The sequence below is a fragment of the Actinomadura kijaniata genome (genome assembly GCF_014138665.1).
Lineage (GTDB): Bacteria > Actinomycetota > Actinomycetes > Streptosporangiales > Streptosporangiaceae > Spirillospora > Spirillospora kijaniata.
Genome location: NZ_JACJIA010000001.1, coordinates 537012 through 555923 on the forward strand (window position 1 = coordinate 537012; position 18912 = coordinate 555923).

Genomic DNA, 18912 nt, shown 5'->3' on the forward strand with positions numbered 1-18912 from the left:
TGTCAACGCGGACGACTCTCGCGCACGAAAGCGCGGCGCGCCTGCGGAAGGTAGCGGACCGCCTCCGGCAGCAGCGGCCACGCCCGGCCCAGCCCGCGGACGGCCGCCGCGAACCGCCGGTAGCGGCGCTCGTCGGCCTCGCTCCACGGCAGCTCCAGCAGCTCGCGCTGGCGCGGCGGCATCCCGCCGACGGTGAGCAGGCGCGCGACGGCGTTCAGCGGCGGGGAGACCCTCCTCCAGACCGCCTTCGGGACCCGCGGCGGCGCGGGCAGTCCCTTGGTCACGTAGCCGACGCCGTACCGGGCCGTCCGGTGCGGGACGACGACCTCCTCCAGCATCCGCTTCCAGTACGCCTGGAACGCCTCCCAGTCCTCCGGCATCGCCCGGTCGCTGACCCCGTACATCCGGAACCAGGTCCTGGACTCCTCGTAGATCCGCCGCTTCTCCGCCTCCGACAGCGGGCGCACGAACGTCTCGATCCCGTACAGCATGTGGTCCAGGAACGTCGCGTGCGCCCAGTAGTAGGTCTCCGGGTCCAGCGCGTGGTAGCGGGAGCCGTCGGGCAGCGTGCCCTTGATGCCGTGGTGGTAGTCGCGGACCTTCCGGCCGGTGGCCGCCGCGTCCGCGCCGCCGTAGACGGTGTCGAGGATCGGCCCGGCCGAACGGCGCAGCCGCGCGAACGTCTCCTTGAAGAACACCGAGTGGTCCAGCACGCCCTGGCCGAGCGCCGGGAGCATGTTCTGCAGCACGGCGGCGCGCGGGCCGACCAGCAGCATCCGGGTGTCGCCGAAGTATCGCCAGGTCAGGGAGGTCGGGCCGAGGGGGGCCGGATCGGCCTTGCTCGTCATGTGCACCGCCGGGGACGCGAGGGAAGAACAAAGTAACGGATATTGTAGCTTTGCGCCTCCAGGACGTTCCAGGGCGGCGGACACCCCGGTTAGGGTGCGGATATGACCACGGACGCGACCCCGCTGGCCGGACTGCTGGCCAGCGCCCCCGACCTCGACGACCTGGACGCCCGCATCCTGGACGCGGCGCTGGCCGAGTTCGAGACCTACGGGCTGCGCCGGGTCAGCGTCGAGGACGTCGCCCGGCGGGCGGGCGTCGCGCGCACCACCATCTACCGCCGCTTCACCAACAAGGAGCAGCTCCTCCAGGCGGTCATCCTGCGCGAGGTGCGGCGCTTCCTGACCGCGATCGCCGAGGCCACCGAGGACCTGCCCACCCCCGAGGACGCCGTCGTGGAGGGGTTCGTCGCCGGGCTGCGGGGGGCGCGCACGCACCCGCTGATGACGCGGGTGCTCCAGAGCGAGCCGGAGGCGTTCCTGCCGCAGCTCACCATGAACGGCGGCGCGGTGATGCTGGCCGCCCGCGACATCCTCGCCGACCAGCTGCGCCGCTTCGGGAACGCCGACGACGCCGACACCGTGGCGGAGGTGCTGCTGCGGCTGGCGGTGTCGTTCCTGCTGCTGCCGGGCGGCGGCCTGCCGCTGGAGGACGAGGCGTCCATCCGCGCGTTCGCCCGCGACCACCTGACCCGGATGCTGATCCCGAAAAAATGAATGGAGCGGCGGGGCCGGAGCCCCCTACCGTCGAAGGCAGCGGAGTGGGGGAGCTCGGAACCCCGCCGGCCTCATAAGCCGGAGATCGCAGGTTCGAATCCTGCCTCCGCCATCGTCCGGAACGCCCGGACCGCCCGACCGGCGGTCCGGGCGTTCGCGCGTGCGGGAGGGGGCGGACGCCGGCGGTGGCGGGCCCTGGATGGGGGCCGGGCGGTCCCGTACCCTCAGGTTGTCGAATCTTGTTCTAGAACCGGAGGGGCGCATATGGAGGCGGCGGTCGTTCAGACGGCGTACGGGAAGGTCCGGGGGAAGACCGACCGCGGGGTCGCCGCCTACCTGGGGATCCCCTACGCCGCGCCGCCGTTCGGGGCCGACCGCTTCCGGCCGCCGCGGCCGCCCGAGCCCTGGGACGGCGTGCGCGACGCGACCGAGTACGGGCCGACCGCGCCGAAGCCGCCCTACCCCCGGCCGATGGACCGGCTCATCCCCGATCCCGACCGGCCCGGCGAGGACTGCCTCAACCTGAACGTGTGGACGCCCGGCCCCGGCGCGTCCGGCCTGCCCGTCATGGTGTGGATCCACGGCGGGGCCTTCCGCAACGGCTCCGGATCCGTCCCGGTCTACAACGGCGCGAACTTCGCCCGCGACGGCGTCGTGTGCGTGACCATCAACTACCGGCTCGGCGTCGAGGGCTTCGCGCACCTGCCCGGCGCGCCCGACAACCGGGGCCTGCGCGACCAGATCGCCGCGCTGGAGTGGGTGCGCGACAACATCGCGGCGTTCGGCGGCGACCCCGGCAACGTCACGATCTTCGGCGAGTCGGCGGGCGGGATGAGCGTGACCACGCTGCTGTCGCTCGGCCTGGCCGAGGAGGGGTTGTTCCGCCGGGTCATCGCGCAGAGCGGCGCGGGCGCGGTCCACCAGACCCCCGAGGACGCGATGCTGGTCACCCGGGAGGTCGCGGCCCGGCTCGGCGTCGCGCCGACCGCCGAGGCGTTCGCCGCCCTCGACCCCGCGACGATCATCCCGGTGCAGGCCGCCGTCGCCGCCGAGGTCGCCGCGCTGCCCGACCCCGGACGGTGGGGCGTGACGACCGCCGCGTGCTCGATGGCGATGGTGCCGGTGCTGGACGACCTGTTCACCCGGCCCGCGCAGCGGGCGATCGCGGACGGGGCGGGGGCGGGCGCCGACCTGCTGATCGGGTACACGGCCGAGGAGTTCCGACTGTTCCTGATGCCGACCGGGCTCGCCGGGCTGCTCACCTTCGACCTGGTCGGGCCGATCGCGGCCGGGATGGGCGTCCCCGCCGGGGTGCTGGAGACCTACCGGGAACGCCATGCCGACCTCACCGCCGGGGAACTGCTGGCCCTGCTGGTCACCGACCACATGTTCCGCGTCCCCGCCCACCGCGCCGCCGCCGCGCACGCCGGGAACACCTGGATGTACGAGTTCGCCTGGCGTTCCCCCAACCACGACCTCGGCGCCTGCCACGCCCTGGAGCTCGGCTTCACCTTCGACAACCTCGGCTCCCCGGACACCGCCGAGCTGGCCGGGCCGAACCCGCCGCGGGAACTCGCCGGCGCCATGCACGGCGCGTGGGTGGCGTTCGCCCGCGACGGCGACCCCGGCTGGGAGCGCTACGACACGGCGACCCGGACCGTTCAGGTGTTCGACGGCGAGAAGAACCCCCTGGTCGACGATCCGCGCGGCGAGGACCGCGCGCTGTGGGAGGTCCCGGTCTAGCGGTCCGCCAGCTGGTCCACCACGTACTCGGCGATGGCCAGGGACGAGGTGGCCGCCGGGGACGGCGCGTTGCGGACCGTCACGACCGGGCCCAGCCGGCCGATCCGGAAGTCGTCGACCAGCGTGCCGTCCGGGTCGACCGCCTGGGCCCGCACCCCCGCCGGCGCGGGCACCAGGTCGGCCGTGCGCAGCTCCGGGACGAACGACCGCGCCTCGGCCGCGAACGCCGCCTTCACCGCCGACCCGTACATCTCCCTCACCCCGGTCCGCCAGTGCCGGCGCGCCAGGGCGCGGAAGCCGGGCTGCCGCAGGATGTCCCACACGTCGCGCGGCCGCACGTCACGCCGCCGGTAGCCCTCGCGCGCCAGCGCCGGCACCGCGTTCGGGCCCACGTCCACGCCGCCGTCCACCCGCCGCGTGAAGTGCACGCCGAGGAAGGGGTAGCGCGGGTCGGGCACCGGATAGATCAGCCCCCGCACCAGATGGGAACGTTCCGCCCGCAGCCGCCAGTACTCGCCCCGGAACGGCACGATCGCGGGCGCGGGCGCGTCCCCGGCCAGCCGCGCCACCCGGTCCGACTGCAACCCCGCGCACACCACCAGCCGGTCGAACACCAGTTCCTCGCGCGGCGAGGCGGCCACCACGCGCTCCCCGGCCCGCCGCAGCGCCGTCACCTCGAAGCCCAGCCGCACCTCGCCCCCGGCCGCCCGCACGTCCTCGGCGTAGGAGGCGGCGACCGCCGGGAAGTCCACGATCGCCGTGGTGGGGGAGTGCAGCGCCGCCACGCCCTCGGCGTGCGGCTCGATCTCCGCCAGCTCCGCGCCGCGCAGCCGCCGCAGGCCGGGGACGCCGTTGGCGGTGGCGCGGCGTTCGATCTCCAGCAGCGGTTCGAGCTCGGCGAGGCTCCGCGCGACCACGACCTTGCCGCACTCCACGTAGGGCAGGCCCCGGTCCTGGCAGTACTCCTTCAGCAGCCCGATCCCGCGGCGGCACAGCCGCGCCTTCAGCGAACCGGGCGTGTAGTACAGGCCCGCGTGGGCGACGCCGCTGTTGTGACCGGTCTGGTGCGCGGCGATCCGGTCCTCCTTGTCGAGGACGGTGATCCGCGCGTCCGGCCGCCGTTCGGCCAGCCGCCGCGCCACCGCGAGCCCGACGATCCCCGCTCCGACGACCCCGATCCGCTCCTGCGCCACGGCCGAACCCTAGCGGCCCCCGCCGGGGCCGGGCCGCCCCGGGGTCAGTGGCCGCTGCCGAGGCGCTTGCGTCCCTGGGCGCGCACCCGCCTGCGCTGCGACGGGTCCAGTGCCAGGTAGGCGGCGACCGGCAGGCCCACGACCCCGAGGATGATCAGCGCGGTGATCCACCACGGGAAGATCCACAGTGTCAGCAGCCCGACGGCGACACCACCGATGACGATCTTGGTCTGGGTCGACATCTCCACCTCCGAGAACGGAGCCGCCCAACCGGACAACGAGCCGACGTCGTCCGCCGTTCCACGATATGTCGCGAGTTGGCGATCGGCCAGAGGCGGGGCTCAGACCCGCAGGGACAGCGGTCCCCCGCCGAGGGCCCGCAGGGCCTCGGCGTGCAGGCGGCCGTTGGTGCACAGCACGCTGCCGCCGTCGGGGCTCGGCACCCCCGACAGGTCGGTGAACATGCCGCCCGCCTCCTCCACGACGACCTGGCAGGCGGCCAGTTCCCACAGCGACGCCGACGGCTCGGCGGAGATGTCCACCGCGCCCTCGGCGACCAGCATGTGCGACCAGAAGTCCCCGAACGACCGCGTCCGCCACACCGACCGCGTCAGGTTCACGAAGTGGTCCAGGCGGTCGTGGCGCTCCCATCCGGCGGGGTCGGAGGAGGACAGGGACGCGTCCGCCAGCTTGGCGACCTGGGAGACCCGGATGCGCTGGGCGCGGTTGATGTTGCGGCCGGTCCACGCGCCGCCGTCACGGGCCGCCCACCAGCGGCGGTTCAGCGCGGGGGCCGACACGACGCCGACGACGACCTCGTCGTGCTCCAGCAGCGCCACCATCGTCGCCCACACCGGGACGCCGCGCACGAAGTTCTCCGGGCAGTCGATCGGGTCGACGATCCAGACGCGCTGCCCGTACCCGGTGCGGCCGTACTCCTCGCCGAGCACCCCGTCGCGGGGCCGGGCCCGGCTCAGGGTGCCGCGCACCTGCTCCTCCACGCTGCGGTCGGTCTCGGCGGCCGGCGACAGGTCGGGGCGGCCCAGCGCCGGCGCGTCGAGCGCGCGGAAGGCCCGGGTCGTGATGTCGTCCGCTCCGTCGGCGAGGATGTGCGCCAGACGCAGATCATCGGAATAGCCCGCCACGGCCGCCACGGTACCGTGATCACGCCTTTCGCCGACAGCGTTACCGGGAGCGGACGCTTTCCGTGACCGCGCCCGGTGCGTTGCGCCGGTCCCGGCGGCGCGGCGGTGACACCATGGGGGGCATGGCGCACGACCTTCCCGGGTGGGTGGCCGAGCTGACCGACCCCCGCCGGGCGCAGACGCTCGACGAGCTCGCCGACCGGCTCGTCCCGCTGGCCGAGCACTCCATCGACGTGTCCCGCCGGTTGCAGTCGCTGCTCAGCGACCTCAACGACCCGTTCCGGCGGGAGGCCCTGTACGGGCGGGTGGAGCGGCTCAAGGCACGGGCCCGCGAGGCCCTCGACGAGATCACCGCGGAGATCACCGCGTCCGGCAACGAACGCATCGAACGCATCTGGTCGGCCTGGAGCGAGTCCGGCGAGACCCGGGTCACCGGCGCCGAGCTGCGCCGCCGCCTGGAGGCCGAGGTGGTGCCGGAGCTCGGCCGCCGCCAGCGCGAGGTCGCCGACCGGGTCGCCGCGCGCACGTCGGCGGCGCTGGAGTGGGCCACCGCGACGCTGCTGACCCGCGTGGAGGAGCTGGCCAAGGCCGTCACCGACCTGATCCACGACGTGCTGCCGCTGGCCCGCGAGGGGCTGGAGCTGGCGAGCCGGATCTCGGCGCTGTCGCTGCGGGCGCGGCAGTCGGGGCGCGGGCCGATCCCGGAGGACCTCCAGCGGGAGGGCGCCGAGGTCGCGCGGACGTTCGACGAGGCCGTGGCCCGCCTGGAGCTGGAGTGGGCGACGCTGGGAGCGCGCTCGGCGAGCGTGCGGGCGGCGCTGCGGGGCGCGGAGGAGTCGGCGTTCAGCCACGTCACCCACGAGATGACCCGCTGCGTGGAGGAGCTGGCCCCCGAGCACGTCAAGGCCCTGAAGGACGCCGAGGCCCACGCCCGGGCCCTCCTGGAGGACCTGACCAGCAACTAGAGGGCCTGGGGGAAGCGCAGCAGGCGGTTCGGGTCGTAGGTGGCGCGGATCCTGGCCAGGCGGTCGAGGTTCGCGCCGTAGTAGGCGCGCCGCCAGTCGGCCAGCTCCGGGTCGATGTAGTTGACGTAGGCGCCCGCGCCGGGCAGGCGGCGGCCGACCGCGTCGTGGGTGCCGCGCAGCCAGTCCCGGTCGCCGGTGTCGGCGAGGTACTGGACGCAGAACAGCGCCTCGCGGTGGGGGAACGCGGTGTCGCCCGGCCGCGTCCGCCGCATCGCGCCGCCGAACGCGTCCATCAGCACCGAACGGCCCGGCCGGCCCCCTCCGGAGAAGCGGTCCACCAGCGCGTCGATCGCGTCGGGCGGCAGCGGCCGGTGGGCGACGTGGGACTTGGCGGTGTACTCGGTGCGCGGGTAGTTCCCCTCGGGCCGCTGCCCGGGCAGGTCGCCGCGGGTGTGGCACTGGCCGACCGACCGGCCCGAGCATCCCGCGGTCAGCTTCATCGCGGCCAGGTAGGACAGACGCCGCGTGGTGACGTCGGGCGATCCGCCGACCTTCCCGGTGAAGCGGTCGAGTTCGGCGTCGGGGTCGTCCAGCGCGAACCCGGTGATCGACAGGGACGCCGGGTCGGCCTCGATCTGCAGGCTCGACCAGATCCCCTCGGGCGCGGCCGGGGCCCACTCCTGCCAGCCGCGCACCGCGTCGGCGGCCCGCGACCACGGCCACCGCACCGTGAACTCGGTGAGGTCCTCGGCCCCGTGCGTGCGGAACGCGAACGAGGTCGCGACGCCGAAGTTCCCGCCGCCCCCGCCCCGGCACGCCCAGAACAGGTCGGGTTCGCGCCGCGCGTCGCACTCGCGGACGCGCCCGTCGGGCGTGACGATCCGCACCGACTCCAGGACGTCGCAGGTCAGCCCGTAGGCGCGGGTCAACGGGCCGATGCCGCCGCCGAGCGTCAGGCCGCCGATCCCGACGGTCGGGCACGTTCCGGCGGGGACCAGCGCCTTCGCGGCGGCGAGCCGGTCGTACAGGTCGATGAGGCGGGTGCCGGTGCCGACGACGGCCCGGCCGCGCTCGACCTCGACCCGGTCCAGCGGGGAGACGTCCACGACCAGGCCGGTGCCGGTGGACCAACCGGCGTAGTTGTGGCCGCCGGACCGCACCGCGACCGGCAGGCCCTGACGGGCGGCGAACGTCAGGCACTCGGCGACGTCCTGCTCGTTCCCGCAGTAGGCGATCCCGGCGGGCCGGATCCGGTCGAACCGGGGGATGTGGAGCCGCCGCGCCGCGTCGTAGCCGGCCTCGCCGGGCCGGATCAGCCTCCCCTCCAGTCCTTCGGCGAGGGCGTTCCAGTCGGCGGGGCCGGTCCGGGAGGGGGACGCCGCCGGGGGGGCCGTCCGGGCGGGCGGGGCGGTCGTGGGGGGACGGTCGGAGCAGGCGGCGGCCAGCGTCCCGGCCGCCGCGACGAGGAACCCGCGTCGGTTCATCCCGTCATCCTCACCGGGATCGCCGGAAAGATTCGGGGGATCGCCGGATCACGGCTGCCGGAACGACCGCAGGAACTCCTCGAACAGCGGTCTCGTCGACGACCAGGAGTCCCGCTTGGCGGCGAGGATGGCCATCCACGTCGCGCCCTGGTAGGTGAAGATCCGGACCTGGGCGCGCCCCGGCTTGCCGCTCTTGGTGAAGGTGAACTCCAGTTCGGCGGCCCTCCCCTCCTGGTAGGAGAGGGTGCGGAACTGCTGCTCGTCGTAGTCCGGCCACTCCGTCGAGTCCCTCTTGAAGCTCTCCGACAGGTTCCGCAGCTGGACGGAGTTGTCGGTGGAGCCGGGCAGGACGCGTTGCACGACGATGCCGCGCGTGCTCTCCTTCGACGGATCCGTGAAGGTCACGTCGTTGTCCTGGCCGGACTCCGCGGTCCAGCCCTTGGGGATGCGGGCGACGAAGCTCGACCCCCGGTACGTCTGGTAGCCGCCGGGGGTGTCACCGGTCGACGCGGAGGACGGTCCCGTCCCCTGGCCGCTCGATGGTGTGCCCCTCGGGCCCGGGTCGTCGGCCGTGAACGCCAGCACCGTCACGACCGCGATGACCACCGCGAGCGCGAGCACCCCGGCGGGCACCAGCAACGGCCACCGGTTCGGGCGGGAGGGCGCCGGCACGCCTTCGGTGGGCGGCGGCGGGAGGGGCGGCAGCGTCGCGTCGCGGCCGCTCGGCAGGCCGGTGCCCATCGGCGACGACCACGCGGGGGCCGAGGGGGTCGCGGCGATCGGGCGGAGGAGGCGTTCGGCCTCGTCGGGGTGGAGGCGCCGGGCCGGGTCCTTGCGGAGCAGGCCCTCCAGGACCGGGCGCAGCGGGCCCGCGTTGCGCACCGGGTCGGGGTCGTCGGACAGCAGCGCCGCCATCACGCCCCACACGTCGCCGCGCTGGAACGGCGAACGCCCCTCCACCGCCGCGTACAGCGTCGCGCCCAGCGACCACAGGTCCGAGGCGGGCGTGGCCTTCTGGTGCCGGGCCTGCTCGGGGGCCAGGTAGGCGGGGGAGCCGACGATCGCACCGGTCGCCGTCAGCGTCTCGTCGCCGGTCGCCGTCGCGATCCCGAAGTCGGTGAGCACCGCGCCCTGCGGCGGCAGCAGCACGTTGCCGGGCTTGACGTCGCGGTGCACGATCCCGGCGGCGTGCGCGGCGCGCAGCGCGGCCAGCAGGTCCAGGCCGATCGCGGCGACCCGGGCGGGCGGCAGCGGCCCCTCGCGTTGGATCACCTTGTCCAGCGCGGGCGCGCGGACCAGCCGCATCACGATCCAGGGGCGGCCGTCCTCCTCCACCACGTCGTGCACGGTGACGATGCCGGGGTGGTCCAGCCGCGCCGCCGCCCGCGCCTCCCGGAACGTGCGGGCGTACACGCGCTCCACCTGCTCGGGGGAGAGTCCGGTGGGGAGGACGACCTCCTTGACGGCGACCTCCCGGGCCAGCGTGCGGTCGCGGGCGCGCCACACCGCGCCCATGCCCCCGCGCCCCAGCGCCTCGACCAGTTCGTACCGGTCTGCTATCACCTGCGGCATGAAAGGGACGATATCGACATGATCGCCCCTTGGGGGCGGTTATCCGGGGCGGTCAGTCCGCTTCGCCCTCGCGGCTGCGCAGCAGGCGGCGCAGCGAGTCCAGACGGCCCTGGCTGGCGTGGCCGTCGGCGACCCAGGAGTCCAGGCCGCACTCGGACTGCAGGTGGTCGCAGTGCGGCGGGCAGCGTTCGGCGGCGCCCTCGGCCAGGTCCTCGAACGCGTTGATGACGTTCTCCGGCCTGACGTGCGCCAGCCCGAAGCTCCGCACGCCCGGGGTGTCGATGATCCAGCCCTCGCCGTCCGGCAGTTCCAGCGCCAGCGCCGAGGAGGAGGTGTGGCGGCCCCGGCCGGTGACGGCGTTGACATGGCTGACGGCGCGTTCGGCGTCCGGGACCAGCGCGTTGACCAGGGTGGACTTGCCGACGCCGGAGTGCCCGACCAGCACGGTGATCTGGCCGCGCAGCAGGTCGCGCAGCCCGGCCAGGTCGCCGCCGCGCTGGGTGACGAAGGCGGGCACGCCGAGCGACGCGTACTCGGCGAGCAGCGCGTCGGGGTCGGCCAGGTCGGCCTTGGTGAGCACCAGCAGCGGGTGCATGCCCGCGTCGTAGGCGGCCACCAGTTGCCGGTCGATCAGGCGGGGGCGCGGCTCGGGGTCGGCGAGGGCGGTGACGATGGCGAGCTGGTCGGCGTTGGCGACGATGATCCGCTCGAACGGGTCGGTGTCGTCGGCGGTGCGCCGCAGCGTCGAGCCGCGGGGCTCGACCCGGACGATCCGGGCGAGGGTGTCGGGCCGTCCGGACACGTCGCCGACCAGCGCGACGCGGTCGCCGACGACCACGCCCTTGCGGCCCAGCTCGCGGGCGCGCATCGCGGTGACGGTGCGGTCCTCGACCAGGCAGCGGTACCGCCCCCGGTCGACCGCCACCACGAACCCCTCGACGGCGTCCTCGTGCGCGGGGCGGATCCGGGTGCGGGGCCGCGAGCCCCGCCGCGACGGCCGGACCCGGACGTCGTCCTCGTCGTAGTCGCGTGCTCGCCGGGCCACTTACCCGGTCCCTCGAACAGGCAGCATGATGATCAAGCACCCTCCAGCATGGCGGTCCACAGCTCGGTGAAGTTCGGGAGTGTCTTGCCCACGGTGGCGACGTTCTCCACCTCGACGCCGGGAACGGCCAGCCCCAGCAGCGCGGCGGCCATCACCATCCGGTGGTCGTCGTAGGTGCGGAACACCCCGCCGCGCAGCGGGCGGGGGCGGATCTCCAGGCCGTCGGGCAGTTCGCGGACGTCGCCGCCGAGACCGTTGATCTCGGTGACGAGCGCGGCGAGCCGGTCGGTCTCGTGGCCGCGCAGGTGCGCGATGCCGGTGAGGCGGGACGGCCCGTCGGCGAGCGCCGCCAGCGCCGCCAGCACCGGGGTCAGCTCGCCCACCTCGTGCAGGTCGGCGTCCAGGCCGGAGAACGCGCCGGTGCCCCGCACGGTCAGCCCGTCCGGGCCGAGCGCCACCTCCGCGCCCATCGCCGCCAGCAGGCCGCGCAGCGCGTCGCCGGGCTGGGTGGTGCTCGCCGGCCAGTCCGGGACGGTCACCCGCCCGCCGGTCACCAGCGCCGCGCCGAGGAACTGCGCCGCGTTCGACAGGTCGGGCTCGATCACCCACTCGCGGCCGCGCAGCGGGCCGGGGGCGACGCGCCAGACGTTCCGCTCGGTCTCGACGATCGCGCCCGCCTCGCGCAGCATCGCCACCGTCATCGCTAGGTGCGGGGCGGAGGGCACCGGCGGGCCCTCGTGCCGGACCTCCACGCCCTTGGCGAACCGGGGCGCGGCCAGCAGCAGGCCGGAGACCAGCTGCGAGGAGCCGGAGGCGTCGATGGTGACGGTGCCGCCCTCGACGCCGCCGGCGCCGTGGACGGTGAACGGCAGCGCGTCCCGGCCCCCGTCGTCGATCTCCACGCCGAGCGCGCGCAGCGCCCGGATGATCGGGCCCATGGGCCGTTCGCGGGCGCGCGGGTCGCCGTCCACGTGGACCTCGCCGGAGGCCAGCGCCGCGACCGGCGGCAGGAACCGCATGACGGTCCCGGCCAGGCCGACGTCCACGCGGGCGGGGCCGGCCAGCTCGCCGGGCAGCACCTGCCAGTCACCGGCGTCCTCGCCGACCCCGACGCCGAGCGAGCGCAGCGCCCCGGCCATCAGCTCGCTGTCGCGGCTGCGCAGCGGGCGGGTCACGGTGCCGGGCGCGTCGGCGAGGGCCGCCAGGATCAGCGCCCGGTTCGTCATGGACTTGGAGCCGGGCAGCGGCACGGTCGCGTCGACCGGCGCGGACGCGACCGGGGCAGGCCAGTGTTCCTGCGGCGTGGCTGAGGGCATGCCCCAAGGCTATCGGCCGGTCGCCCGCCACCGCCCGCCCCTCACCGGGTGAGGGAGCGGCCGCCCGCCCACACCGCCAGGGTCGCCACGGCGCCGAGGGCCGCGCCGGTCCACAGCGCCCCGGCGGTGCCCGCGCCGTCCACGACCAGGCCACCGGCCAGCGCGCCGACCGCGATCGCCAGGTTGAACAGGGCGGTGTTCAGCGCGGTCGCCGCCTCGGCCGCCTCCGGGGCCGCCCGGAAGATCCAGGTCTGCACGCCGACCGGCACCGCGCCGAACGCCAGCCCCCACACCAGCAGCAGCGCGACCCCGCCCACCGGGGTCTGCCCCGCGACGGTGAACAGCGCCAGCGCGGCCGTCAGCAGCACGCCCGTGCCCAGGAGCACGCGGCGCGGGTCGCGGGCCGCCGCCGAGCCCGCCAGGAACGTCCCCGCGATCCCGGCGGCGCCGAAGCCGAGCTGCGCCGGGCCGATCAGCCGCTCGTCCAGCCCGGACATCTGCTGGAGGATCGGGCTGACGAACGTGAACGCCGCCCAGTGCCCGCCCACCAGCAGGAACGTCGCCGTCACCGCCATCCGCACGGCCGGGACGCGCAGCTGCGCGGCGAGGGTGCGCGGCCGGATCGGATCGGTCGCGGGCAGCTGGGGCAGCAGCGCGTACAGGGCGGCGGCGACGAACGCGCCGAGCCCGGCGACCACGAGGAACGCGATCCGCCAGTCGGTGAGCCCGCCGACGAGGGTGGCGGCGGGCGCGCCGAGGACGTTGGCGGCGGTGGCCCCGCCGAACGCCAGCGCCGTCGCCCGGGGGATGTGCTGCTCGGGCACCAGCCGCACGGCGACGCTCGCGGCCAGCGCCCAGAACCCGCCGATCGCGATCCCCACGAAGAACCGGGCGGTCAGCAGCACGGCGAAGTTCGGCGCGAGGCCGGAGGCGAGCGTCGCCACCAGCATGACCGCGAGCAGGACGAGCAGCACGAGCCGGCGGTCCGTCCGGCGGATCAGCACCGGCAGCACGACCGCCGAGACGGAGGCGAGCAGGCCCGGCAGGGTCACGGTGAGCCCGGCCAGTCCCGGCGAGACGCCGAGCCCGCCGCCGATGGAGGTGAGCAGCCCGACGGGCAGGGACTCGACGGTGACCATGGCGAACGTGGCGGCGGCGATGGCGATGACCGCGAGCCGGCTCCGCAACGGGACGGCCGGGCGCGGCGTCTCCATGGCCGGGACGGCGGTGTCGGCGTGCATGGGGATCACCTCTAAATCTCAACGTTAAAATGTTCAACGTTGAGCAGAGTAGGCTTCGGATACCTTTACGTCAAACAGTTCAACGTCGAGGAGTCGCGATGACGGGCCAGGCCGAGGACCATCTGGACCGCGTGCTGGCGCAGTGGGCGTCCGCGCGCCCCGATCTCGACGCCGCGCCGATGGGCGTGGTCGGCCGCGTCTCCCGGGCCTCCCACGTGCTCGGCCGGGAGATGCGCGCGGTCTTCGCCCGGCACGGCCTCCAGCCGTGGGAGTTCGACATCCTCGCCACGCTGCTGCGCGCCGGCCCCCCCCACCGGCTGACGGCGGGCGCGCTGAGCGAGGCGTCGCTGGTCACCTCCGGTGCGATCACCAACCGGATCGACCGGCTGACCGACCGCGGCCTGGTCACCCGCGAGACCGCCCCCGGCAACCGCCGCAGCGTCCTGATCACCCTCACCGGCGAGGGCCGCCGTGTGATCGACGCGGCCGTCGCCGACCATGTCGCGGGCCAGGACCGCCTGCTGTCCGCGCTCGCCCCCGCCGAGCGCGAGGAACTGGCGTCCCTGCTCCGCAAGCTCCTGCTGTCCAACGGCGACACGCTCTGACGGGACCGCCGGGAACCGACGAGAGGGGACGCCCGTGACCTCCGGACACCGGTGGTGGATCGACCCGCGCGAGTACGCCCGGCACGAGGAGCGCCGGGGCCGCCGCTTCGCGTTCGAGAGCCTGACGCCGTCCCGCACCGCGCTGGTCGTGATCGACATGGTGCCGTTCTTCGTCACGGCCAACCCCCACGGCCGCGCCATCGTCCCGAACATCGCCCGCCTGGCGGCCGCCCTGCGCCCGGCGGGCGGCACCGTCGCCTGGGTACTGCCCGCCCCCGGCGAGCGCCTGCCCGCCCGCGAGGAGTTCTTCGGCCCGCGCGTCTACGAGATCCACCGCGCCTGCGGCGGCGAGGGCCCGCCGGCCGACCGCCTCTGGCCGGGCCTCACCCCGCACCCGGCCGACATCCTGGCCGAGAAGACCGCCCCCAGCGCGTTCTTCCCCGGCCGCGGCCCGCTGCCGGGCCTGCTCGACGCGCGCGGGATCGACACCGTCCTGATCACCGGCACCATCACCAACGTGTGCTGCGAGTCCTCCGCCCGCGACGCCGCCACCCTCGGCTACCGCACCGTCATGGTCGCCGACGCCAACGCCGCCCGCACCGACGCCGAGCACAACGCGACCCTCCACACCTTCTACCGCTCCTTCGGCGACGTCCGCCCGACCGACGACCTGCTGGCCCTGCTCCACCCCGCCGGCCGGTGACCGCCGCCGACCGGCCCTACGGCGCGGACCCGGCGCGGCGGACGAGCGCGGCGACGCGGTCGGCGATCGTGGGCCACAGCTCGCGGGGCAGGTCGTGGCCCATCCCCTCGACGACGAGCAGCTCGGCGCCCGGGATCGCGGCGGCGGTGGCCCGCCCCCGTCGACGCCGATCAACGCGTCGTCCGCGCCGTGGACGACCAGGGCGGGAACGGTCAGCGACCGCAGCCGCCCGGTGCGGTCGCCCGCGGTGGAGACCGCGGCGAACCGCCGCGCCGGCCAGGTGCGCGCCGCCGAGCCCGAGCGCGTCGAGCAGCCCCACGGTGTCGGCCGCCATGTCCGCCAGCGTGTAGGGCGCCGGCGGCGGGCCCCCGGACATCGCCGCCCGGAGGCCGGGGGCCGGGACGTCGCGCAGGTGCGTCGACCGCCCGACGTCGCGGTCGTCGAACCGGACGACGTGCAGGCCGCGTTCGACGAGGGCGGCGCAGAACCCGTCGGGCCACGCGACCATCTGCACGCCCGACCCCACGATCAGCAGAACGGGCGGACCGGCCGGGCCGCCGAGCCGTTCGTAGGCGATCTCGATGCCCGCCGGTCCGACGTTCCGGGCGATCCCCTCCGCCCAGGGAACGGACGGATGCATGCCCGCTCTCCGTCCCGGGAACGGCGGCGGAGGGGCGTTCTAGGACGGGGCCCACAGGCCGGTGGCGGTGCCGTCGGCGAGGTGCCGTTCGTAGGTGACGACCTTGGTGTGGATGACGTCCAGGCAGGCCGTCAGCTCGGCGATCCTGGCGCGGACGTCGCGTTCGTGGCCGCGCAGCAGGGCCAGCCGCTCGGGCTCGTTGCCGGGGCCGGAACGCACCAGGTCGGCGAACCGCCGGATCGTGGCCAGCGGCATCCCCGAGTCGCGCAGCCGGTTGCACAGCAGGAGCCACTCGACGTCGGAACGGTCGTAGGCGCGGCGGCCCCCGGCGGTGCGGGGGATCGGGCGGAGCATGAGGCCCTCGCGCTCGAAGAAGCGCAGGGCGTGGACGCTCAGCCCGGTCGCCTCGGCGACCCGGCCGATGGGGAGAGGGGCGGACACGGTGTCCCTTCCGGTTTGACCTTGAGTGAACTCTAACTTCTAGCGTTCGGGGCATGTGGAGCGAACAGCGGAGGATCGGCAGCGGTTTCGGGGCGCACAGCACCGCGCGGGAGGTGCTCGCCGGGATCGACCTGACGGGACGGACGGCACTGGTCACCGGCGGGTACTCGGGCCTGGGACTGGAGATCACGCGGGCGCTGAGCGGGGCCGGGGCGCGCGTCCTGGTGCCCGCCCGGCGGACCGGGGCGGCGCGGGAGGCGCTGCGGGGCGTCGACCGGGTCGAGGTGGACGAGCTGGAGCTGGCGGACCTGGGGAGCGTGCGGCGGTTCGGCGAGCGGGTGGCCGGGTCCGGGCGGGCCGTCGACCTGGTCATCGCCAACGCCGGGATCATGGCCTGCCCCGAGACCCGCGTGGGGCCGGGCTGGGAGGCGCACCTCGCGGTCAACCACCTCGGGCACTTCGCCCTGGTCAACCGGCTGCGCCCGGCGCTCGCGCCCGGGGCGCGGGTGGTCGCGGTGGCCTCGTCGGGGCACTTCCTGTCCGGGATGCGGTGGGACGACGTCCACTTCCGGAACGGCTACGACCGGTGGCCGGCCTACGCCCAGTCCAAGACCGCCAACGCGCTGTTCGCCGTCCACCTGGACGCGCTCGGCGAGCGGTCCGGGGTGCGGGCGTTCGCGGTGCACCCGGGCAGCATCCTCACGCCGTTGCAGCGGCACGTCCCGCGCGAGGACCAGATCGCCCAGGGGTGGATGAACGAGGACGGCGAGCCCGCGCCCGGCTTCAAGACGCCCGCCCAGGGGGCGGCCACGGCGGTGTGGGCCGCGACGTCGCCGCTGCTGGCGGGGCGGGGCGGGCTGTACTGCCAGGACTGCGACGTCGCCGAGCCCGCGACCTCCGACGACATGCTCGTCGGAGGGGTCAGGCCCTGGGCCGTGGACGCCGGGGACGCGGCGCGGCTGTGGGCGCTGTCGAGCGGGATGACCGGGGTGGACGCGTTCTCCTGAGGCGCGTGGGAACGCCCGGCGCGGAGCCGCTCCGCGCCGGGCGCCGTCCGGGGTCAGACGGGGATGGTCAGCAGCGTTCCGCCGCCCTCGATCCGCACCTCGAAGCGGGACAGCTCCTGCCGGGAGATCGCGGTTCCGCCATGGGTGACCAGCGGGTTCGGGCTGCCGGGCACGCCGTAGCCCTGGTCGGGCACCCGCCAGCCGGTGACGACCGCCCGCTCGCCGGTGCGGGAGACCGCCTCCAGCCGGCAACGCAGGGGCCCGCGTACGCCCCGCAGCTCCAGGCCCACGTGGGTGCCCCAGCCCTTGCTCTCCAGACCCACCACGCCGCTCACGCCGCGCTCGGTGTTCTGCCCGGAGCGCCGCTCGCCCCAGACGACCAGCGCCTGCGCCGGGCCGTGCGAGTGCCCGCCGCCCGCGACCGGCGGGGCGTCGTCGGTGGCCGAGGCGCCGATGACGGTCCCGGTGGCCAGCAGCGCCGCAGCGGCGACCGCGCCGATCGCGTAGGTGCCGCGGCGGGCCCGGCGGTCCCGCTCCCGGCTGCGGCGCATCAGGTCGATGACCTGGGCGGACGGCTCGGACGGCTCGGGCGCGTCCCCGCCGTCCTGCTCGGCGTCCGGGACCGGGCCCATGTCGGTGAGCAGCGACGCCAGCCCCGACATCTCCGCCAGCTCGGCGCGGCACCGTTCGCACCCGCGCAGATGCGCCTCGAAGGCCCGCCGGTCCTCGTCCTCCAGAAGGCCCAGCGCGTACGCGCCGACATCCGTGTGATCAACCGGCGGGGTCATGCCGTCACCCCTCTCTCCTCCAGCGCGACGCGCAACGCGCGCATGGCGTAGTAAACACGCGACTTGACCGTTCCCACCGGGATCCCGAGGGACTCGGCGGCCTCGTTCACCGTGCGGTCGCGCAGCACCGTCTCGGTCAACGCCTGCCGGTGCGCGGGTGACAGCGCGTCCAGCGCCTCCACCACGACCACCTTGCGCAGCAGGGCGTCCATCGCGTCCGCCACGGGGAGGTTCTCCAGGGGGCCTTCGCCCACCTCGGGCGGCCGGACGTCCCGGGCCCGGCAGTGGTCGATCACGATGCGGCGGGCGACGGTGGCCAGCCAGGGCATCAGCGAGGCCGTCCCGCGGTCCAGGCGGTCGGCGTTGCGCCAGGCGCGGATCATCGTCTCCTGCACGACGTCCTCGGCCCACTGCCGGTCGCCCCGCGTCAGGCGCAGCGCGAACGCGGTCAGGGGCCGCTGGTACTCGGCGTACAGGGCCGCGATGGCGCGTTGGTCCGCGGTGTCGTCGCGGTCGGGCGCGGGCCGGGGGCGGCGGAGCGGACTCCGCCGCCCGGTGGCCGCGCGGCCGGACGTTCCGGGCATTGCCATGGCCGGGCGTCTCCGTCGGGTCGAGGGTCCCTGGGGAACGGGCGGTCAGAGGGCAGTACGGACCCGGAACGGCGGGCGGTTCAACGCCTTTGAGCCGTTCTTAAGGTTGCCTTCGGGAAGCGGCGCCTCACCGCCGGACGAGCTTGGCCACCGGGTTGCCGCCGCGTCCGCGCCGCCCCTTCCGCACGGCCTTGGCGGCCTTGGCCGCCTTCGCGGCGGCCTGGCCGCCCTGCCGGGCCGACCGCGTCTGCCGGGCCGCCTCGCGGCGCGCGTTGCGCAGCTCGGCCGCCGTCTCCTTGCGCAGCGCCTTGCCCTCGGCCGCCGCCTGGACGCGGGCGTCGTGCAGCTGCCGCCGCAGCTCGGCGGCGCGCGGCGACTTGCGCGGCTCGGCGGCCACCATCATCAGCGCGCCGAACAGCCCGGCGTTCTTCAGCAGGTGGGAACGCTCGCTGGCGCGGCGCTCGGGGTCGTCCTCGGTCCAGTAGCGGTGCTCGGTCGCGAGGGTCGGGACGACCTGCACCGCCATCAGCAACGCCGTCAGCCGCCGGAACTTCCCGGTCAGCAGCAGCGCCCCGGTGCCGAGGCTGAGCGCCCCCTGCACCCGGACCAGCGTCTCGGGATCCTTGGTGGGCAGCCAGTCCATCCGGTCGGCGATCGGCTTGACGGTGGGCGCGACCTGCTCGGCGCGCGTGCGAGGGTCACGCAGCGTCTCCAGGCCGGTGATGATGTACGGGGCCGCCACGAACGGGCGGGCCATGGTCGTGATGGGTCGCATGCCGACTCCATGCCCATCGCGCCGCCGGTCAAGCACGCCGCCCGCCCCGCGCGGCGTCCGGAAATGGTCGAGTGTCGGTGGGGCGGGGCAGTATGGA

General features: G+C 75.2%; 20 protein-coding genes and 1 tRNA gene. 7 read left to right on the forward strand and 14 right to left on the reverse strand.

Annotation, left to right across the window (positions count from 1 at the left end; translation table 11 throughout):
* Positions 1-2 precede the first annotated feature (2 nt).
* A complete protein-coding gene (locus HNR61_RS02470; protein ID WP_182841454.1) occupies positions 3-848 on the reverse strand; it encodes an oxygenase MpaB family protein in 846 nt (281 codons plus the stop codon).
* A 102-nt stretch (positions 849-950) separates the two neighbouring features.
* On the opposite strand from HNR61_RS02470, the gene HNR61_RS02475 reads away from it, so the two are divergent.
* The 3 genes from HNR61_RS02475 to HNR61_RS02485 all read left to right on the forward strand — a co-directional run bounded on the left by HNR61_RS02475 (position 951) and on the right by HNR61_RS02485 (position 3305).
* Positions 951-1562, forward strand: a complete 612-nt coding sequence (locus tag HNR61_RS02475) for a TetR/AcrR family transcriptional regulator (protein WP_182841455.1) — start codon at positions 951-953, stop codon at positions 1560-1562.
* 38 nt (positions 1563-1600) lie between these two features.
* A tRNA-Met gene (locus HNR61_RS02480) sits at positions 1601-1674 on the forward strand.
* 152 nt (positions 1675-1826) lie between these two features.
* Complete coding sequence (locus HNR61_RS02485; RefSeq protein ID WP_182841456.1) at positions 1827-3305, forward strand: carboxylesterase/lipase family protein; 1479 nt, start codon at positions 1827-1829, stop codon at positions 3303-3305.
* Here the strand turns inward: HNR61_RS02485 and lhgD are convergent.
* From lhgD to HNR61_RS02500, 3 genes are all read right to left on the reverse strand, one after another.
* Positions 3302-4498, reverse strand: a complete 1197-nt coding sequence (lhgD, locus tag HNR61_RS02490) for an L-2-hydroxyglutarate dehydrogenase (RefSeq protein ID WP_182841457.1) — start codon at positions 4496-4498, stop codon at positions 3302-3304. The genes HNR61_RS02485 and lhgD overlap by 4 nt on opposite strands.
* Positions 4499-4542: 44 nt before the next feature.
* Entirely contained in the window at positions 4543-4740 is a 198-nt protein-coding gene (locus HNR61_RS02495) for a tail-anchor membrane protein (protein WP_182841458.1), read from the reverse strand.
* Positions 4741-4839: 99 nt separating this feature from the next.
* Complete coding sequence (locus HNR61_RS02500; RefSeq protein WP_182841459.1) at positions 4840-5643, reverse strand: inositol monophosphatase family protein; 804 nt, start codon at positions 5641-5643, stop codon at positions 4840-4842.
* Between the two features lie 122 nt (positions 5644-5765).
* Between HNR61_RS02500 and HNR61_RS02505 the strand changes: the two genes are divergently transcribed.
* Complete coding sequence (locus HNR61_RS02505; RefSeq protein ID WP_182841460.1) at positions 5766-6608, forward strand: hypothetical protein; 843 nt, start codon at positions 5766-5768, stop codon at positions 6606-6608.
* Here the strand turns inward: HNR61_RS02505 and HNR61_RS02510 are convergent.
* From HNR61_RS02510 to HNR61_RS02530, 5 genes are read right to left on the reverse strand one after another with little or no spacing between them, the layout of a single operon-like run.
* Positions 6605-8092, reverse strand: a complete 1488-nt coding sequence (locus HNR61_RS02510; RefSeq protein ID WP_182841461.1) for an FAD-binding oxidoreductase — start codon at positions 8090-8092, stop codon at positions 6605-6607. The genes HNR61_RS02505 and HNR61_RS02510 overlap by 4 nt on opposite strands.
* Before the next feature lie 48 nt (positions 8093-8140).
* A complete protein-coding gene (locus tag HNR61_RS02515; protein ID WP_182841462.1) occupies positions 8141-9664 on the reverse strand; it encodes a serine/threonine-protein kinase in 1524 nt (507 codons plus the stop codon).
* A gap of 52 nt (positions 9665-9716) precedes the next feature.
* Positions 9717-10709, reverse strand: a complete 993-nt coding sequence (rsgA, locus tag HNR61_RS02520) for a ribosome small subunit-dependent GTPase A (RefSeq protein WP_182841463.1) — start codon at positions 10707-10709, stop codon at positions 9717-9719.
* A gap of 32 nt (positions 10710-10741) precedes the next feature.
* Positions 10742-12025: a 3-phosphoshikimate 1-carboxyvinyltransferase gene (gene aroA, locus HNR61_RS02525; RefSeq protein WP_182841464.1), complete on the reverse strand. Its 1284-nt coding sequence runs from the start codon at positions 12023-12025 to the stop codon at positions 10742-10744.
* 41 nt (positions 12026-12066) lie between these two features.
* The gene (locus HNR61_RS02530) at positions 12067-13266 is read right to left on the reverse strand and encodes an MFS transporter (RefSeq protein WP_182841465.1); all 1200 of its coding nucleotides are present in this window, start codon (positions 13264-13266) and stop codon (positions 12067-12069) included.
* A 98-nt stretch (positions 13267-13364) separates the two neighbouring features.
* On the opposite strand from HNR61_RS02530, the gene HNR61_RS02535 reads away from it, so the two are divergent.
* Complete coding sequence (locus tag HNR61_RS02535) at positions 13365-13871, forward strand: MarR family winged helix-turn-helix transcriptional regulator (RefSeq protein WP_182841466.1); 507 nt, start codon at positions 13365-13367, stop codon at positions 13869-13871.
* Between the two features lie 34 nt (positions 13872-13905).
* Positions 13906-14574: a cysteine hydrolase family protein gene (locus tag HNR61_RS02540; RefSeq protein ID WP_220508862.1), complete on the forward strand. Its 669-nt coding sequence runs from the start codon at positions 13906-13908 to the stop codon at positions 14572-14574.
* A 16-nt stretch (positions 14575-14590) separates the two neighbouring features.
* On the opposite strand, the gene HNR61_RS02545 is transcribed toward HNR61_RS02540, so the two are convergent.
* Together HNR61_RS02545 and HNR61_RS02550 are read right to left on the reverse strand one after the other, a co-directional pair.
* A complete protein-coding gene (locus tag HNR61_RS02545; protein ID WP_182841468.1) occupies positions 14591-15214 on the reverse strand; it encodes an alpha/beta fold hydrolase in 624 nt (207 codons plus the stop codon).
* A 39-nt stretch (positions 15215-15253) separates the two neighbouring features.
* Positions 15254-15655: a MerR family transcriptional regulator gene (locus HNR61_RS02550; protein ID WP_182841469.1), complete on the reverse strand. Its 402-nt coding sequence runs from the start codon at positions 15653-15655 to the stop codon at positions 15254-15256.
* Positions 15656-15708: 53 nt separating this feature from the next.
* Here HNR61_RS02550 and HNR61_RS02555 point away from each other — a divergent pair, with 53 nt between their 5' ends.
* Entirely contained in the window at positions 15709-16662 is a 954-nt protein-coding gene (locus tag HNR61_RS02555; RefSeq protein ID WP_182841470.1) for an SDR family NAD(P)-dependent oxidoreductase, read from the forward strand.
* A 53-nt stretch (positions 16663-16715) separates the two neighbouring features.
* Here the strand turns inward: HNR61_RS02555 and HNR61_RS02560 are convergent, their stop codons facing one another.
* The 3 genes from HNR61_RS02560 to HNR61_RS02570 all read right to left on the reverse strand — a co-directional run bounded on the left by HNR61_RS02560 (position 16716) and on the right by HNR61_RS02570 (position 18815).
* A complete protein-coding gene (locus HNR61_RS02560; protein ID WP_182841471.1) occupies positions 16716-17450 on the reverse strand; it encodes an anti-sigma factor family protein in 735 nt (244 codons plus the stop codon).
* Complete coding sequence (locus HNR61_RS02565) at positions 17447-18040, reverse strand: sigma-70 family RNA polymerase sigma factor (protein WP_246441926.1); 594 nt, start codon at positions 18038-18040, stop codon at positions 17447-17449. The genes HNR61_RS02560 and HNR61_RS02565 overlap by 4 nt, the downstream gene beginning before the upstream one ends.
* A gap of 127 nt (positions 18041-18167) precedes the next feature.
* On the reverse strand, positions 18168-18815 hold the full coding sequence (locus HNR61_RS02570) for a DoxX family protein (RefSeq protein ID WP_182841472.1): 648 nt from the start codon (positions 18813-18815) through the stop codon (positions 18168-18170).
* Positions 18816-18912 lie beyond the last annotated feature (97 nt).

Excerpts from the sequence above, each read along its gene's own strand:
- HNR61_RS02470 (WP_182841454.1), bottom strand. The coding sequence starts at position 848 with ATGACGAGCAAGGCCGATCCGGCCCCCCTCGGCCCGACCTCCCTGACC.
- HNR61_RS02475 (WP_182841455.1), top strand. The coding sequence starts at position 951 with ATGACCACGGACGCGACCCCGCTGGCCGGACTGCTGGCCAGCGCCCCC.
- HNR61_RS02485 (WP_182841456.1), top strand. The coding sequence starts at position 1,827 with ATGGAGGCGGCGGTCGTTCAGACGGCGTACGGGAAGGTCCGGGGGAAG.
- HNR61_RS02495 (WP_182841458.1), bottom strand. The coding sequence starts at position 4,740 with ATGTCGACCCAGACCAAGATCGTCATCGGTGGTGTCGCCGTCGGGCTG.
- HNR61_RS02505 (WP_182841460.1), top strand. The coding sequence starts at position 5,766 with ATGGCGCACGACCTTCCCGGGTGGGTGGCCGAGCTGACCGACCCCCGC.
- HNR61_RS02510 (WP_182841461.1), bottom strand. The coding sequence starts at position 8,092 with ATGAACCGACGCGGGTTCCTCGTCGCGGCGGCCGGGACGCTGGCCGCC.
- HNR61_RS02515 (WP_182841462.1), bottom strand. The coding sequence starts at position 9,664 with ATGCCGCAGGTGATAGCAGACCGGTACGAACTGGTCGAGGCGCTGGGG.
- aroA (WP_182841464.1), bottom strand. The coding sequence starts at position 12,025 with ATGCCCTCAGCCACGCCGCAGGAACACTGGCCTGCCCCGGTCGCGTCC.
- HNR61_RS02530 (WP_182841465.1), bottom strand. The coding sequence starts at position 13,266 with ATGCACGCCGACACCGCCGTCCCGGCCATGGAGACGCCGCGCCCGGCC.
- HNR61_RS02535 (WP_182841466.1), top strand. The coding sequence starts at position 13,365 with ATGACGGGCCAGGCCGAGGACCATCTGGACCGCGTGCTGGCGCAGTGG.
- HNR61_RS02545 (WP_182841468.1), bottom strand. The coding sequence starts at position 15,214 with ATGCATCCGTCCGTTCCCTGGGCGGAGGGGATCGCCCGGAACGTCGGA.
- HNR61_RS02555 (WP_182841470.1), top strand. The coding sequence starts at position 15,709 with ATGTGGAGCGAACAGCGGAGGATCGGCAGCGGTTTCGGGGCGCACAGC.
- HNR61_RS02560 (WP_182841471.1), bottom strand. The coding sequence starts at position 17,450 with ATGACCCCGCCGGTTGATCACACGGATGTCGGCGCGTACGCGCTGGGC.
- HNR61_RS02565 (WP_246441926.1), bottom strand. The coding sequence starts at position 18,040 with ATGGCAATGCCCGGAACGTCCGGCCGCGCGGCCACCGGGCGGCGGAGT.
- HNR61_RS02570 (WP_182841472.1), bottom strand. The coding sequence starts at position 18,815 with ATGCGACCCATCACGACCATGGCCCGCCCGTTCGTGGCGGCCCCGTAC.